The sequence below is a fragment of the Micromonospora sp. MGP-C2 genome, from assembly GCF_057766525.1.
The window spans coordinates 6,815,149-6,830,132 of sequence record NZ_JBYMEN010000002.1; the positions used below are offsets into that span (position 1 = coordinate 6,815,149).

18 protein-coding genes and 1 riboswitch are annotated in these 14,984 nt (G+C 71.5%); of the genes, 15 read left to right on the forward strand and 3 right to left on the reverse strand.

Going from position 1 to position 14,984, the window contains the following annotated elements; translation table 11 throughout:
- Positions 1-3 precede the first annotated feature (3 nt).
- The 7 genes from rpe (at position 4) to ribH (ending at position 6,217) form a co-directional block, all read left to right on the forward strand.
- A complete protein-coding gene (gene rpe, locus AC3CF1_RS31305; RefSeq protein ID WP_088947472.1) occupies positions 4-684 on the forward strand; it encodes a ribulose-phosphate 3-epimerase in 681 nt (226 codons plus the stop codon).
- Entirely contained in the window at positions 572-1,642 is a 1,071-nt protein-coding gene (locus tag AC3CF1_RS31310) for a response regulator (RefSeq protein ID WP_355162665.1), read from the forward strand. Before rpe ends, AC3CF1_RS31310 begins: the two co-directional genes overlap by 113 nt.
- Positions 1,643-1,722: 80 nt before the next feature.
- Positions 1,723-1,894: riboswitch (FMN riboswitch) on the forward strand.
- Positions 1,895-2,061: 167 nt separating this feature from the next.
- The gene (ribD, locus tag AC3CF1_RS31315) at positions 2,062-3,123 is read left to right on the forward strand and encodes a bifunctional diaminohydroxyphosphoribosylaminopyrimidine deaminase/5-amino-6-(5-phosphoribosylamino)uracil reductase RibD (protein ID WP_387382198.1); all 1,062 of its coding nucleotides are present in this window, start codon (positions 2,062-2,064) and stop codon (positions 3,121-3,123) included.
- A 1-nt stretch (position 3,124) separates the two neighbouring features.
- Positions 3,125-3,769 carry a riboflavin synthase gene (locus AC3CF1_RS31320; protein WP_488451879.1) on the forward strand — a complete coding sequence of 215 codons (645 nt, stop codon included), beginning with the start codon at positions 3,125-3,127 and terminating at the stop codon, positions 3,767-3,769.
- Positions 3,769-4,452: a nicotinamide riboside transporter PnuC gene (pnuC, locus tag AC3CF1_RS31325; RefSeq protein ID WP_099852278.1), complete on the forward strand. Its 684-nt coding sequence runs from the start codon at positions 3,769-3,771 to the stop codon at positions 4,450-4,452. The genes AC3CF1_RS31320 and pnuC overlap by 1 nt, the downstream gene beginning before the upstream one ends.
- Complete coding sequence (locus AC3CF1_RS31330) at positions 4,449-5,714, forward strand: bifunctional 3,4-dihydroxy-2-butanone-4-phosphate synthase/GTP cyclohydrolase II (protein ID WP_088947477.1); 1,266 nt, start codon at positions 4,449-4,451, stop codon at positions 5,712-5,714. The genes pnuC and AC3CF1_RS31330 overlap by 4 nt, the downstream gene beginning before the upstream one ends.
- 2 nt (positions 5,715-5,716) lie before the next feature.
- Positions 5,717-6,217 (forward strand): 6,7-dimethyl-8-ribityllumazine synthase, encoded by a 501-nt coding sequence (ribH, locus tag AC3CF1_RS31335; RefSeq protein ID WP_088947478.1) that lies wholly within the window; start codon positions 5,717-5,719, stop codon positions 6,215-6,217.
- A 74-nt stretch (positions 6,218-6,291) separates the two neighbouring features.
- On the opposite strand, the gene AC3CF1_RS31340 is transcribed toward ribH, so the two are convergent.
- From AC3CF1_RS31340 to AC3CF1_RS31350, 3 genes are read right to left on the reverse strand one after another with little or no spacing between them, the layout of a single operon-like run.
- Entirely contained in the window at positions 6,292-7,035 is a 744-nt protein-coding gene (locus AC3CF1_RS31340; protein ID WP_088947479.1) for an amino acid ABC transporter ATP-binding protein, read from the reverse strand.
- Between the two features lie 2 nt (positions 7,036-7,037).
- Complete coding sequence (locus AC3CF1_RS31345) at positions 7,038-7,883, reverse strand: amino acid ABC transporter permease (RefSeq protein ID WP_099857298.1); 846 nt, start codon at positions 7,881-7,883, stop codon at positions 7,038-7,040.
- A complete protein-coding gene (locus AC3CF1_RS31350; protein ID WP_488451880.1) occupies positions 7,880-8,743 on the reverse strand; it encodes an ABC transporter substrate-binding protein in 864 nt (287 codons plus the stop codon). The genes AC3CF1_RS31345 and AC3CF1_RS31350 overlap by 4 nt, the downstream gene beginning before the upstream one ends.
- 145 nt (positions 8,744-8,888) lie before the next feature.
- Here AC3CF1_RS31350 and AC3CF1_RS31355 point away from each other — a divergent pair, with 145 nt between their 5' ends.
- The 8 genes from AC3CF1_RS31355 (at position 8,889) to pheS (ending at position 14,971) form a co-directional block, all read left to right on the forward strand.
- Positions 8,889-9,152, forward strand: coding sequence for a phosphoribosyl-ATP diphosphatase (locus AC3CF1_RS31355; protein ID WP_088947482.1), 264 nt, complete (start codon positions 8,889-8,891; stop codon positions 9,150-9,152).
- A gap of 47 nt (positions 9,153-9,199) precedes the next feature.
- Entirely contained in the window at positions 9,200-10,045 is an 846-nt protein-coding gene (gene hisG / locus AC3CF1_RS31360) for an ATP phosphoribosyltransferase (RefSeq protein WP_488451881.1), read from the forward strand.
- Between the two features lie 482 nt (positions 10,046-10,527).
- Positions 10,528-11,001, forward strand: a complete 474-nt coding sequence (locus AC3CF1_RS31365; RefSeq protein ID WP_172862001.1) for a PH domain-containing protein — start codon at positions 10,528-10,530, stop codon at positions 10,999-11,001.
- A gap of 511 nt (positions 11,002-11,512) precedes the next feature.
- Complete coding sequence (gene infC, locus AC3CF1_RS31370; protein ID WP_088947485.1) at positions 11,513-12,163, forward strand: translation initiation factor IF-3; 651 nt, start codon at positions 11,513-11,515, stop codon at positions 12,161-12,163.
- 19 nt (positions 12,164-12,182) lie between these two features.
- Entirely contained in the window at positions 12,183-12,377 is a 195-nt protein-coding gene (gene rpmI / locus AC3CF1_RS31375) for a 50S ribosomal protein L35 (RefSeq protein ID WP_007458415.1), read from the forward strand.
- A 32-nt stretch (positions 12,378-12,409) separates the two neighbouring features.
- Complete coding sequence (gene rplT / locus AC3CF1_RS31380) at positions 12,410-12,802, forward strand: 50S ribosomal protein L20 (RefSeq protein WP_088947486.1); 393 nt, start codon at positions 12,410-12,412, stop codon at positions 12,800-12,802.
- 83 nt (positions 12,803-12,885) lie between these two features.
- Positions 12,886-13,683, forward strand: a complete 798-nt coding sequence (locus tag AC3CF1_RS31385; RefSeq protein WP_488451882.1) for a TrmH family RNA methyltransferase — start codon at positions 12,886-12,888, stop codon at positions 13,681-13,683.
- Between the two features lie 220 nt (positions 13,684-13,903).
- The gene (pheS, locus tag AC3CF1_RS31390) at positions 13,904-14,971 is read left to right on the forward strand and encodes a phenylalanine--tRNA ligase subunit alpha (protein WP_088947488.1); all 1,068 of its coding nucleotides are present in this window, start codon (positions 13,904-13,906) and stop codon (positions 14,969-14,971) included.
- Positions 14,972-14,984: the final 13 nt, after the last annotated feature.

Sequence of the window (14,984 nt, forward strand, 5' to 3'; positions counted from 1 at the left end):
CACGTGACCGTACCGCCGCCGATCGTCGCGCCGAGCATTCTGGCCGCCGATTTCGCCCGCCTCGCCGAAGAAGTCCGTGCCGTCGAGGACGCCGCGGACTGGTTGCACGTCGATGTGATGGACAACCACTTCGTGCCGAACCTGACCATCGGGCTGCCCGTCGTGCAGAGCCTGCGGGCTGTCACCGCGATGCCGTTCGACGTGCACCTGATGATCGAGGATCCGCGGCGCTGGGCCCCCGGTTACGCGGACGCCGGGGCGTACAACGTCACCTTCCACGCCGAGGCGTCCGACGACCCGGTGGCGCTGGCCAAGGACCTGCGCTCGGCCGGTGCGAAGGCTGGCCTGGCCATCGACCGGGACACCCCGATCGAGCCGTACCTCGACCTGCTGCCCAGCTTCGACACCCTGCTGATCATGACGATCAAGGCCGGCTTCGGCGGGCAGCGGTTCATCCCGCAACTGCTGGACAAGGTTCGTACCGCCCGCCGGCACATCTCGGCCGGGCACCTGGAACTGCGCATCGAGGTGGACGGCGGCATCGCCGCCGACACCATCGAGCAGGCCGCCGCTGCGGGCGCCGACGCGTTCGTGGCCGGCACCGCCGTGTACGGCGCCGCCGACCCGGCCGAGGCCGTACGGCACCTGCGGGCACTGGCGGCACGCGCGGCTCCAGGCGCCTGAGGTGGACTCCGACGACGACCGTAAGGACATCATCCTCGTCGTCGACGACGACGAGGACATCGCTCGTTTCGTCGAGTTCAACCTGCGGCTGCACGGCTTCGAGGTGATCCACGCCAGCGACGGTCAGGAGGCGCTCGAGGTCATCGAACGCCAGCGTCCGGACCTGGCGGTGATTGACCTGATGATGCCCCGGATCGACGGGTTGGAGCTGACCCGGCGGCTGCGCGCCGACCCGATGACCTCCGCCATTCCGGTGATCATGTTGACCGCCAAGGGTATGACGGTGGACAAGGTGCACGGTCTCAGCGCCGGCGCCGACGACTACCTGGTCAAGCCGTTCGACACCGCCGAGCTGGTGGCCCGGGTCTCGTCCACGTTGCGCCGCAACAAGGAGTTCCGGGAGGTCTCCCCGCTGACCGGGCTGCCCGGCAACAGCCGGATCCGTCGGGAGATCAGCGACCGGGTCCGCCACGGTGTCGACTACGCGGTCGGCTACATCGACATCGACCGGTTCAAGAGCGTCAACGACCGCTACGGTTTCGTCCGCGGCGACGACTTCATCTCCGCGCTGGCCCGCAGCCTGCACCGGGCGGTGGTGGCGGTGGGGCTGCCACCGGCCTTCCTCGGTCACGTCGGTGGCGACGACTTCGTCATCGTCTGCGCCCCGGACCAGGTCCGCCCGCTGACGTCCCGGGCGGTTGTCGACTTCGAGAAGTCGGCCGACACGCTCTACGACGCGACCGACCGTGAGCGCGGCTTCGTCGAGCTGAAGGACCGGCGCGGCAACATCCGGCGCGCCGCCTTGGTCACGCTCTCCATCGGGGTGTCCCTCTCCGACGCCGGCAAGCGGTTCACCGACCCCCTCGAAGCGATCGCTGTGGCCTCGGAGATGAAGACGGTCGCCAAGAGCCAGCCGGGCTCGTACGTGGCAGTGGACCGGCGTCGCGGCGTCACCTGACGCGTGATCCCGCTGTGAAGTACCTCGCCTAGGTGGCGGCGCACCCTCATCGGCGTGTAAGACTGCCCGTATAACCCACCACGCGCTGGCGGGACTCGGTGAAATTCCGAACCGGCGGTGATCCACGGTCCAACCGTGGTCAGCCCGCGACCCGGACGGCTCTGGCCGCCCGGTGGACCTGGTGAAAATCCGGGGCCGACGGTTGGGGGCGGTTCGTCCGCGCCCAGACAGTCCGGATGGGAGACAGCGCGCGGGACGGACGGGTCCGAGCCGGCCGCTGGCTTCAGCGTGCCGTGCCGAGCCCCCCGGGGCGGCTGCGCCGTTCCCGGACTCCGCCTCCGCCTGCCCGCGGCCCCATGGCCGCAGCCTCCCTGACCGCCAGCGCGCGGACCGGCGAGTGAGAGGGCAGGGGCAGCGCGATGGCCAGCGTCTCCGTCGATGAGGCGATGCGGCGTGCGATCGAGTTGGCGGCGCGCGGGCTCGGCACGACCAGCCCCAATCCGGTGGTCGGTTGCGTGCTGCTCGACGACGAAGGCCAGGTCGTGGGTGAGGGCTTCCACGCGTACGCCGGCGGGCCGCACGCCGAGATCGTCGCCCTCGCGCAGGCCGGTCAGCGGGCCAAGGGCGGCACCGCCGTCGTCACACTGGAACCGTGCGATCACACCGGCCGCACCGGCCCCTGCAGTTCCGCGCTCGTCCAGGCCGGGGTCGCCCGGGTGGTCATCGCCGTGCCCGACCCCAACCCGGTCGCGTCCGGCGGCGCCGCCACCCTGCGCGCCGCCGGGGTCCGTGTCGACCTGGGCGTACGCGGCGAGGAGGCCGAGGCCGGCAACGTCGCCTGGCTGACCTCGATGCGCCGGGGCTGGCCGTACGTCATCTGGAAGTACGCCGCAACCGTCGACGGGCGCTCCGCCGCGCTCGACGGCACCAGCATGTGGATCACCTCGGAGGCGGCCCGGATCGACGTGCACGCCCTGCGTGGCACTGTCGACGCGGTGCTCGCCGGGGTGGGCACCGTTCTCGCCGACGACCCCCGGTTGACCGCTCGCAACCTTCGCGACGGCAGCCTGGCCATCCGGCAGCCGCTGCGGGTGGTGGTGGACAGCTCGGGGCGTACCCCGGCTGACGCCCGGGTCCGCGACGGCGCCGCGCGGACGTGGATCGCGACCGCCGACGAAGTGGGCGCCGACCCGGACGGCCGGGTCGACCTGACGGCGCTGCTCGCGGCGCTGCACCAGCGCGGGGTCCGCGCGGTGCTGCTGGAGGGCGGCCCCCGGCTGGCCGGCGCGTTCCTGCGGGCCGGCCTGGTCGACAAGATCGTCGGGTACGTCGCGCCCCGGTTGCTCGGCGCCGGCCCGACCGCCCTGGTCGACGCCGGAGTGAGCACCATCGCTGAGGCCATCGATCTGGAGTTCGTCGACGTTACGCAGATCGGTCCGGATCTCCGGATCACCGCTTTGCCCCGCAAAAGGGAGGGCTGAGATGTTCACCGGCATTATCGAGGAGTTGGGCGAGATCGTCCGGGTCACGCCGACGGCGGGCGATTCGGCGCTGATCGGCGTACGCGGTCCGCTGGTCATCTCCGACGCCCGGCACGGCGACTCCATCGCGGTCAACGGCGTGTGCCTGACCGTGGTGGACGTGGCCGACGGGGTCTTCACCGCCGACGTCATGGGGGAGACGCTGCGCCGCTCCGCGCTGGGCGCGCTGAACGTCGGCGACCCGGTCAACCTGGAACGGGCCGCCGCACTCGGCAGCCGACTCGGCGGGCACCTGGTGCAGGGCCACGTGGACGGCGTCGGCGCGGTGCTCTCCCGGGAGCCGGCCGAGCAGTGGGAGACGGTCCGGTTCCGGCTGCCCGCCGCCCTGTCCCGGTACGTGGTGGAGAAGGGCTCGATCACCATCGACGGTGTCTCGCTGACCGTGGCCGAGGTGGGCGCGGACGAGTTCGCCGTCGGGTTGATCCCGACCACGCTCAAGCTGACCACGCTCGGCGCGAAGAGCGTCGGCGACCCGGTCAACCTGGAGGTCGACGTGCTGGCCAAGTACGTCGAGCGGCTGCTCGGCGACCGGCTCACCGGCACCGACGGCACCGGGGTGGCCCCGATCACCGGCGGGGTGGCCTGATGGGCCCGCTGAGCTGGCTGCTGGACGCACAGGTGCAGGTGGGCGGCTCGCCGGTGCTGGCCCGCGAGATCGTCGGCAACGCGTTCGGGCTGGTCTCCGCGCTGCTCGGGCTGCGCCGGCTGGTCTGGGCGTGGCCGGTCGGCATGGTCGGCAACGCGCTGCTGCTCACCGTCTTCCTCGGCGGGGTGTTCGCCACCCCGCAGGAGCACGACCTGTACGGGCAGGCCGGCCGACAGGTGTTCTTCTTCGCGGTCAGCGTCTACGGCTGGTGGCGCTGGCAGTCGAACCGCCGCGCCGACGCCGGTCAGGCAGCGGTCGTCCCGCGCTGGGCCACCGGGCGGGAGCGGCTGATGCTGCTGCTGGCCGCCGTGGTCGGCACCGCCGCCGCGTACCCGGTGCTCAAGGCGCTGGGCTCGTGGGGTCCGCTGCCCGACGCCTGGATCCTCACCGGCAGCCTGCTGGCCACCTACGGCATGGCACGCGGCTGGGTGGAGTTCTGGCTGCTCTGGATCGCGGTGGACGCGGTCGGCGTGCCGCTGCTGCTGCGCGGCGGGTTCTACCCGTCGGCGGTCATGTACCTGATCTACGGCGCCCTCTGCGCCTGGGGCTTCGCCGCCTGGTGGCGCACCTCGCGCGCCGCGGCCCTCGCCCGTACGCCCATCTACCGGGAGGCCGTGGCGTGACCAGCTTCGGGGATATCGAGCAGGCGGTCGCCGAGATCGCGGCCGGTCGACCGGTGGTCGTCGTCGACGACGCCGACCGCGAGAACGAGGGCGACCTGATCTTCGCGGCCGAACTGGCCACACCGGAGCTGATGGCGTTCATGGTGCGCTACACCTCCGGGTACGTCTGCGTGGCGTTGACCGAGAGCGAGGCCGACCGCCTCGACCTGCCGCCGATGCACCACACCAACCAGGACCGGCGCGGCACCGCGTACACGGTGACAGTGGACGCCCGGGAGGGCGTCAGCACCGGCATCTCGGCGGCCGACCGCGCGCACACCAGCCGGCTGCTCGCGGCAGCGGCGACCGACCCGACCGACCTGGCGCGGCCCGGGCACGTCGTGCCGTTGCGCGCCCGCGAGGGCGGGGTGCTGCGCCGCCCCGGGCACACCGAGGCGGGGATCGACCTGACCCGGCTGGCCGGGTTGCGCCCGGCCGGCGTGCTCTGCGAGCTGGTCAACGACGACGGCACCATGATGCGGCTGCCGGACCTGGAGAAGTTCTCCGCCGAGCACGGCCTCACGCTGATCACGATCGCCGACCTGATCGCCTACCGGCGGCGGACCGAGAAGCAGGTCGAGCTTGTCGCCGACGCCCGGATGCCCACCCGGCACGGGGTGTTCCGGGCGCTCGGCTACCGCGCGGAGCACGACCCGGCCGAACACATCGCGATGGTGCTGGGCGACCTCGGCGACGGCCAGGACGTGCTGGTGCGGGTGCACTCCGAGTGCCTCACCGGGGACGTGTTCGGCTCACTGCGCTGCGACTGCGGGCCGCAGCTGGACGCCGCGCTGGCCCGGGTCGGGCGGGAGGGCCGGGGCGTGGTGCTCTACGTCCGCGGGCACGAGGGGCGCGGCATCGGGCTGCTGCACAAGCTGCAGGCGTACCAGTTGCAGGACTCCGGCCGCGACACCGTCGACGCCAACCTCGACCTGGGCCTGCCGGCCGATGCCCGCGACTACGGCACCGGCGCGCAGATCCTCTACGACCTGGGCGTGCGCTCGATGCGACTGCTGACCAACAACCCGGCCAAGCGGGCCGGGTTGGAGGGCTACGGGTTGACCATCACCGGCCGGGAGGGGTTGCCGGCCGGCGCGCACCCGGAGAACCTGCGCTACCTGCGCACCAAGCGGGACCGGATGGGTCACCTGCTGGACGAGTTGGACGAGCTGTCCGAGGCGCCGCTGGGGCGCCCGGTCGCCAACGACGAGATCGGAGCATGACGATGGCGGGTTTCGGTGAGCCGGGAGTCGACGCGGTGGATGCCGCGGGGCTGACCGTCGGGGTCGTTGCCGCCCGCTGGCACGGCGACCTCACCGACCACATGCTGGAGCGGGCGTTGGCGGCCGCCGAGGCGTGCGGGGCCCGGTCCGTGGTCGCCCGGGTCGCCGGCTCGGTCGAGCTTCCGGTGGTCGCCCAGGCCCTCGCGCGCCGCTGCGACGTGGTGGTCGCGCTCGGCGTGGTGGTCCGCGGTTCCACCGCGCACTTCGACTACGTCTGCCGCTCGGTCACCGACGGGCTGACCCGGGTGGCGCTGGACGAGGGCAAGCCGGTGGCGCACGGGGTGCTGACCGTGGAGACCATCGAGCAGGCCCGGGACCGCGCCGGTCTGCCCGGCTCGGCGGAGGACAAGGGCTGGGCCGCGACCGTCGCCGCGCTCGACGCCGCGCTGGCCGTCCGGACCGTCGCCGCCGGCAGCGCCCAGCGGGTCGGCTTCGGCGGCTGAGGCATCCTCGCCGGCGGCTGCCCCGCGCTTGCCGGCGGCTGCCCCGCCCTGGCCGGCTTGAGGGGCGGCCCGCTTCAGAGCCGGCCGGCCTCGATGATCCGGTGCAGGAACTGCCGGGTGCGCGGCTGGGTCGGCTCGCCCAGCACCTGCTCGGGCGGGCCGCTCTCGACGACCCGACCCTCGTCGAGGAAGCACACCTCGTCGGCGACCTCCCGGGCGAAGCTCATCTCGTGGGTGGCCAGCACCATGGTCATCCCGTCGGCCTTCAGGTCCCGGATCATCGCCAGCACCTCACCGACGAGTTCCGGGTCCAGCGCGGAGGTCACCTCGTCGAGCAGCATCAGCCGAGGTGAGTTCGCCAGTGCCCGGACGATCGCCACCCGCTGCTGCTGCCCGCCGGAGAGCCGGTCCGGGTAGGCGTCCGCCCTGGCGCCGAGCCCCACCCGGTCGAGCAGCTCCCGGGCCTGGGCCTCCGCCTCCGCCCGGGCCCGCCGGTGTACGCGGCGCGGGGCGAGGGTGACGTTCTCCAACACGCTCAGGTGCGGAAAGAGGTTGTACGCCTGGAACACCATGCCGATGCGCCGACGGACCCGGTCCGGGTCAACCCGGGGATCGGAGATGTCCTCCCCGTCCAGCTCGATGGTGCCGTCGTCCAGCTCCTCCAGCAGGTTCACGCAGCGCAGCAGCGTCGACTTGCCCGACCCGGAGGCGCCGATCAGCGCCACCACCTGATGCTCGGAGACGGTCAGGTCGAGCTGGTCGAGCACCACCTGGCCGGCGAACTCCTTGCGCAGACCCCGGCAGCGGAGCAAAGCCATCCTCAGCCTCCCGACTGTCGGCGCGCCGCCCGCAGCGTCACCCAGTCGGTGACCGCGATCAGTGGGATCGCGAGCAGGACGAAGAGCACCCCCGCCACGACGTACGGCGTGTAGTTGAACGACTGGGCGGTGGCGATCTGAGCCGCGCGGACCGCGTCGATGGGCCCGGCGAGCGAGACCAGCCCGACGTCCTTCTGCAACGCCACCACGTCGTTGAGCAGGGGCGGCGCCACCCGGCGGACGGCCTGCGGCAGCACCACGTGGCGCATCGTCTGCCGGTAGGTCAGGCCCAGCGAGCGCGCCGCGGCGAGCTGGCTGGGGTGCACCGACTCGATGCCGGCCCGGAACACCTCGGCGAGATAACCGCTGTAGGTGAGGACCAACGCGGCCCCACCGAGGACCAGCACCGGCGGCATCCCCTGCAGTCGCAGGCCGGGCACGCCGAGGGTGAGTAGGTACAGCACGATGATCAGCGGCAGGCCGCGGAAGGTGTAGGTGTAGCCGGCGGCCAGCGCCCGGACCGGGAAGAAGACTGGGCCGCGCAACGTCCGCAGCACAGCGATCACCAGCCCGAGCAGCAGCGCGCCGACCGCACAGCAGACCAGCAACCGGACGTTGAGCCAGAGCCCGCTCAGCACCGCCGGCAACGCGTCCCGGGCGATCTCCGGGTCCAGGAACGACTGCCGCACCCGGTCCCAGCCGGGCGCACCGGTCACCGCGACGACCAGCAGCGTGCCGAGCGCCGCCGTGGAACAGGCCGCGACCACCACGCTGTAGACGGTCTGCCGATGCCGGTACGCCGACCGCCGCCGCTGCGCCTCGGAGGGCACGTGATCCAGGAGCGTCACCGCAGCTCGGCCGCCCCCGCCGCCTGCGCGAGCCACGTCTGCTCCAACTGCTTCAGCGCGCCGGCCGCGGTGAGCTGACCGACCGCGCCGGTCACGCAGGAGGTCAGCGCGGAGTTCTTGTCCAGCAGCAACCCGAACGCCTCGGGCGTACCGACCTGCGGCACCTGCCCCACGATCGTCGCGTCGGTGATCTCCGCCCCGGTGATGTAGAAGGCGGTCGGCAGGTCCACCACGAGACCGTCCAGCTGCCCGTTCTGCAGGGCCTTCTTGGCGTCGTCGTTGCTGTTGTAGACCTGCGGCTTGGCCGACGGCTTGATCACGTCGGTGATCGCCTGGTAGCTGGTGGTGCCCACCTGGGCGCCGAGCCGCGCGTCGCGAAGATCGGCCAGCGACGTCCTGCCAGCGATCTTCGAGGACTTCAACGCGACGACGGTCTGCCGCACCAGGTAGTACGGCGCGGAGAAGTCCACCGCCTGCTTGCGCTCCTCGGTGATGGAGAACTGGTTGATGTCGAAGTCGAAGTCCTTCGGCCCGGGCGCGATCGCGGTGTCGAACTTCACCCGCGTCCAGGTGACGTCTGCGCGGGCGTAGCCGAGCTTCTCCGCCACCGCGTACGCGACGGCCGCCTCGAAGCCCTCGCCGCTCTCCGGCTTGTCCTTAGAGAACCACGGCTCGTACGCGGGCTGGTCGGTGGCGATGGTGAGCTTGCCCGGCGTACGGGTGGGCAGGCTGTCCTTGGCGCAGGACGGACCCGTGGTGACAGTGGGGGTTGGTAGTTCCTTCTGTGGCGCGCATCCGGCGGTGGCTACGACGGCGGCACCGGCGAGGGTGAGCGCGAGGAGACGTGAGCTGCTGGCCATGGCCGACAGCGTAGAGCTCCATGAGCATCGATCGAAGGTTGTCCCACCATGCCGATAGGGAATTGCCGCCTCGAAGTCCCGCTGACCGGGTGTTGGCGGACCCGGACGTACGGTGCGAGTCGACCGGCTGGAAGAATCCTCTCCCGTGAAGACGTTCGAGGAGTTGTTCGCCGAGCTGCAGGCCAAGGCCGCCGCCGGCACCCCGGGCTCGGGCACCGTCGCCGCCCTGGAAAAGGGGGTGCACTTCATCGGCAAGAAGGTCGTCGAGGAGGCGGCCGAGTCGTGGATGGCCGCCGAGCACGAGGGGCCGGAGCGCACCGCCGAGGAGATCTCCCAACTGCTCTACCAGGTCCAGGTGCTCATGCTCGCCAGTGGTCTCGACCTCAAGGACGTCTACCGACATCTGTGAGTGCCCCCACCCGTTGATCGCCATCCGGATCGAAGGAGCACTCCGTCATGTTGCGTGTCGCCATCCCCAACAAGGGCACCCTGGCCGAGCCGGCCGCCCAGATGCTGCGCGAGGCGGGCTACCGCCAGCGCACCGACCCCAAGGACCTCGTCTGCCGGGACGAGGCCAACGAGGTCGAATTCTTCTACCTGCGCCCCAAGGACATCGCCACCTACGTCGGCTCCGGTGACCTCGACCTCGGGATCACCGGCCGGGACCTGCTGATCGACTCGGCCGCGCCGGCCGAAGAGGTCGTCGACCTCGCCTTCGGGCGGGCCACCTTCCGCTTCGCCGCCCGCCCCGACGACATCGCCTCCGTCCAGGACCTGGGGGGCCACCGGATCGCCACCGCGTACCCCGGGCTGGTCGAGCGGCACCTCGGCGAGGTGGGAGTCAAGGCCGACGTGATCCGCCTCGACGGTGCGGTGGAGAACGCCGTACGCCTCGGTGTCGCCGACGTGATCGCGGACGTCGTGGAGACCGGCGCCACCCTGCGCCAGGCGGGCCTCGTCGTGTTCGGGGAGCCGCTGCTGCGCTCCTCGGCGGTGCTGGTCCGGCGTGCCGGCGCGCCCGCGAACGCGCAGGCCGAGCAGTTGCTGCGCCGTCTGCACGGTGTGCTGGTGGCCCGCCGCTACGTGATGCTCGCCTACGACGTGCCGGCCGGCCTGCTGGACCGCGCCAGCGGGCTCACCCCGGGCATCGAGTCACCCACCGTCTCGCCGCTGCACCGCGAGGGCTGGGTGGCGGTGCAGGCGATGGTGCTCCGCGACGACGTCCACCGGATCATGGACGAGCTGTACGAGTTGGGCGCTCGCGCCATCCTCGTCACCAACATCCACGCCTGTCGCCTCTGACCGGTTTCGTCCGGCGGGCGGCCCGGCGCTTGATCAACTCGGGTTCGTTGAAACGGGGGTGTCCGCGCGCCGGGGACACCCCCGTTTCACGAAACCCGAGTGGATCTGTCGCGCCGACGCGGGTGTCCGGCGCGGGTGTGCGGCGCGGGTGTGCGGCGCGGGTGTGCGGCGAGGAACCTCCCGGCGGCCGTGCCCCGACCGGGAAGATCGCGCTTGATCATTGAAGTAGTGGTGTCGATCTCGACGGAGGCCACTGGATCCTGGATCGAGCACGATCTTCGCGGTGCGGTGCGGTGCGGTGCTGTGCCGCTGTGCCGTGCTGTGCCGTGCTGTGCCGTGCGGTGCCGTGCGGTGCGGTGCGGTGCCGTGTTGCCCGGTCGCACGATGTGGTCGTGACCGTGTGGGTGCCCGCATGGCTGGGCTGAGTGTTCGCTCGGCGGGTGGTGCGGCCCGCGGGTGGGTGCGGATGGCAGACTGGTGGGGTGAGTGAAACCGAACTGGTCCGCCTGAAGCCCCGCCGCATCCGCGTGGTCTGCTGGTCGGCGGCGGTTGCGCTGGTGGTGGTGTTCGGTCTGGTCGCCACCTCGCTGAGCGGGCCGACCGGCGACGGTTACGGCAGCTTCCAGCGCGGCGACCAGATCGCTATGGTCGGCTTGGGCATCTTCGGGGCGCTGGGCTTCCTGCTGTTCACCCGTCCGCGGGTGGAGGCGGACGCGCGTGGCGTCCGGGTGCGCAACATCATCAGCTCCTACGAGCTGCCCTGGGAGGTTGTCCGGGGAGTCCGGTTCGACCGGGGCGCGCCGTGGGCCAGCCTGGACCTGCATGACGACGACCTCCTGCCGATGATCGCCCTCCAGGCCGCCGACAAGGAGCTTGCCGTCGACGGGGTCCGTGCGTTGCGGCGACTGCACGAGGCGCACCAGGCCCACCTCGCCGAACGCGCCGCCGGTCGCTGACCCGCATCCCATCGGCAAGATCTGGACAACTTCCCTGAAACTGCTGTCTCAGCGTCGCCGGAGGCAGCACTTTCAGGGAAACTGCGCGGATCTTGGCCCGCGCTCGCGCCCGCGCGACTCGCCCGACCCGTCCGGCACGCCTGGGGCGGGGCGGCCAGCACGGCCGGCGCGGGCAGGGCCTTGACCCTCAGGTGGTGCCCGGTTTGGGGGCGGACGGGGCGCCGGTGTAGTGTTGTCGAGTCGACCAGGCTGTCTCCGCGTGCGAGCAGACAGCCTTGAAAGCGGAGCGCCTGCTCCCACCCGAGTCGCCGCTACGGTGGCCGGGTCCGGTCACCGGTTCCGGGCATGTCCCGGCGCCGGATGCGCGATCCTGTGATCGTGCTGACCGGTCGAGCGGGCCCTGGCATGCGCCGGGGCCTTCTGCTTTTCGGGTTGGTTCCCATCCGGGGGCCGCGGGGGTCGGCACTGAGCAGAAGCGACTCGAGGAGGCCCCATCAGCGTCGAACCACGCGTGAACGAGCAGATCCGGGCACGTGAGGTCCGACTGGTCGGCCCAGAGGGTGAGCAGGTGGGCATCGTCCCGCTGGAGCGCGCTCTTCAGCTGGCCGCGGACGTCGATCTGGACCTGGTCGAGGTTGCGCCGATGGCGCGCCCGCCGGTGTGCAAGCTCATGGACTTCGGCAAGTTCAAGTATGAGAGCGCACTCAAGGCGCGCGAAGCGCGGCGTAACCAGCAGCAGACCGTCATCAAGGAAATGAAGCTTCGACCGAAGATCGACCCGCACGACTACGAGACCAAGAAGGGTCACGTGGTGCGGTTCCTCAAGGCGGGCGACAAGGTCAAGGTGACGATCATGTTCCGCGGTCGCGAGCAGAGTCGTCCGGAGCTGGGTTACCGGCTTCTGCGTCGACTCGAATCCGAGATCACGGAACTGGGATACGTCGAGGCCGCTCCGAAGCAGGACGGCCGAAACATGATCATGGTTCTCGCTCCGCATCGGGCCGTCAAGGCCTCCGCGGTCGCCGCCACGGCGTCCCGCGGTGGACCTCGGGACCGGGCAGGGGACGAGTCCGCCGCTCCGGAAGCCGATGAGACCGCAGCGGTCGGCGAGACCGCAGCAGCCGGTGACACCGGCCTCGCCGCCGATACCAGCGGCGAGTAACAGGGGAGAGACGTTCCACATGCCGAAGATGAAGAGCCACACGGGTATGGGTAAGCGGGTCAAGGTGACCGGCAAGGGCAAGATCGTTGCCCAGCAGGCCGGCCTCCGTCACAACCTGGAGAAGAAGCCCTCCACCCAGACCCGCCGGCTGACCGGCACGGTCGTGCTGGCCAAGGCCGACGTCAAGCGCATCAAGAAGCTGCTCGGCCGCTGACGCGCGCCACCTTTACGTAATAAGGAGTTGAGATGGCACGCGTCAAGCGGGCTGTAAACGCCCAGAAGAAGCGTCGTACCCTGCTGGAGTCCGCGAGTGGTTACCGCGGTCAGCGCTCCCGGCTGTACCGCAAGGCCAAGGAGCAGGTGCTGCACTCGATGCAGTACGCCTACCGGGACCGTCGCGACCGCAAGGGCGACTTCCGGCAGCTGTGGATCCAGCGGATCAACGCGGGCGCCCGGGCCAACGGGATGACCTACAACCGCCTGATCCAGGGCATGCGTCTGGCCGGCATCGAGGTCGACCGCAAGATCCTGGCCGACATGGCTGTCAACGACGCCGCCTCTTTCGCGGCGATCGTCGAGCTGGCCCGGGCCGCGGTCACGGCCGAGGGCACCGGCGGCGCGGCGGCTCAGGCCGCCTGATCCCCACGCACCAGAACGAGGCGTCTCCCGTGTCGGCACCGCCGTCCGGGGCGCGCCTCAATCGTGCCGGAGGAGCGCACACCATGGCTTTCACCCCGCGTACCCCCAGGGTTGTCGCCGCCCGACGGTTGCAACGCCGCCGGGACCGCGACACCACCGGCCAGTTCCTGGCCGAGGGCCCACAGGCGGTCCGCGAGGCACTCGCGCGGCCGGAGGTGGTCACCGAACTGTTCGGTACGACCGCCGCCCTCGACCGGCACCCGGATCTGGCCGCCACGGCGGCCCGCGCCGACGTGCCCGTCTCCGAGGTCACCGACGAGGCCCTCGCCGCGCTGACCGAGACCGTCGCCCCGCAGGGACTGGTCGCCGTCTGCCGGCACCTCGACGTGTCGCTGGAGCAGGCCCTCGCGGGTGCGCCCCGGCTCGTGGCGGTGCTCGCCGAGATCCGCGACCCGGGCAACGCCGGCACGGTGCTGCGCACCGCCGACGCGGCCGGGGCGGGCGCGGTCGTCTTCGCCGGCGAGGCCGTCGACCCGTACAACGGCAAGTGTGTACGCGCCTCCGCCGGCAGCCTCTTCCACCTCGACGTGGTGCGCGCCGCAGACCCCGCCCAGGTGGTCGACGCGCTGCGCGCCGCCGGGCTGTCGATCTTCGCCACCACGGGGTACGGCGACAGCGACCTGGACGACATGACCGACTACGGTCGGCTCGTCGGGCCCACGGCCTGGCTGTTCGGCTCGGAGGCGCACGGCCTGCCCGAGGAGTTGGCTTCCGCCGCCGACGCCCGGGTGCGGGTGCCGTTGTACGGGCGCGCGGAGAGCCTCAACCTGGCTGCCGCAGCGGCGGTGTGCCTGTACGCTTCAGCGAGAGCACAGCGCTGAGGGTGATCGTGCCCGGCGCGACTGACAGCAGGGGAGAGCGTCCGCCCATGAACGCGACACGGCGTTCGTTTAGCCAGCCCGCCGGTGTCGGCGGGCGGCGGGCCTGACCTGCTCCCTGCACAACTCCTACCGGCGGGCTGCGGCACAGCCGCGCGTCCGTAGACTCGCTTAGCCGCCCCCGGTGAGGGCTGGCGCCGCCGTGAGGGAGTGCCCGTACGCCATGAGCTACCGCAACGATCCGTACGACCCGAAGCAGGTCGCCCTGCTCGACCCCGCCGCCCTGGACGAGGCTGTCGCGGACGCCACGAAGGCGTTCACGGCCGCCGCCGACCCGGACGCGTTGACCGCGCTGCGCTCGGTGCATCTCGGTGACCGGTCACCGGTCTCGCTCGCCCGCCGAGAGATCGGCGCGTTGCCGCCGGCCGCGAAGTCCGACGCTGGCAAGCGGGTCAACGAGGCCCGCCGGGCGATCGAGACCGCGTACGCCGACCGCGCCGAGGTGCTGGAGCGTGAGCAGGCCCAGCGGGTGCTGGTCGAGGAGCGGGTGGACGTCACCCTGCCTTTCAACCGGCGTCCCCGGGGCGCCCGACACCCGCTGAGCGTCCTGATGGAGTCGATCAGCGACCTGTTCGTCGGGATGGGCTACGAGGTGGCCGAGGGGCCCGAGGTCGACCTGGAGTGGGTCAACTTCGACGCGTTGAACATCCCCGCCGACCATCCGGCGCGCGGGTTGATGGACACGTTCCACATCGCACCGGAGGGCTCCGGCCTTGTGCTGCGTACGCACACCTCGACGGTGCAGACCCGCACCATGCTCAGCCGCAAGCCGCCGATCTACGTGATCGTGCCCGGCCGCGTCTACCGCACCGACGAGATCGACGCCACGCACAGCCCGGTGTTCCACCAGGCCGAGGGTCTGGTGGTCGACAAGGGCATCACGATGGCGCACCTGCGGGGCACGCTCGACCACTTCGCCCGGGCGATGTTCGGGCCGGAGGCGAAGACCCGGTGGCGGCCGCACTACTTCCCGTTCACGGAGCCGTCGGCGGAGTTCGACGTGTGGTTCCCGGAGCACCGCGACGGCCCGCAGTGGGTCGAGTGGGGCGGCTGCGGCATGGTCAACCCGCGGGTGCTGCGCGCCTGCGGCGTGGACCCGGAGGTCTACTCCGGATTCGCCTTCGGCATGGGCATCGACCGGACCCTGATGGTCCGGCACGGGGTCAGCGACATCCGCCACCTCTTCGAGGGCGACGTGCGGTTCAGCCGCGCGCTCGGGACCGGGGCGTAGGCGATGCGGGTAC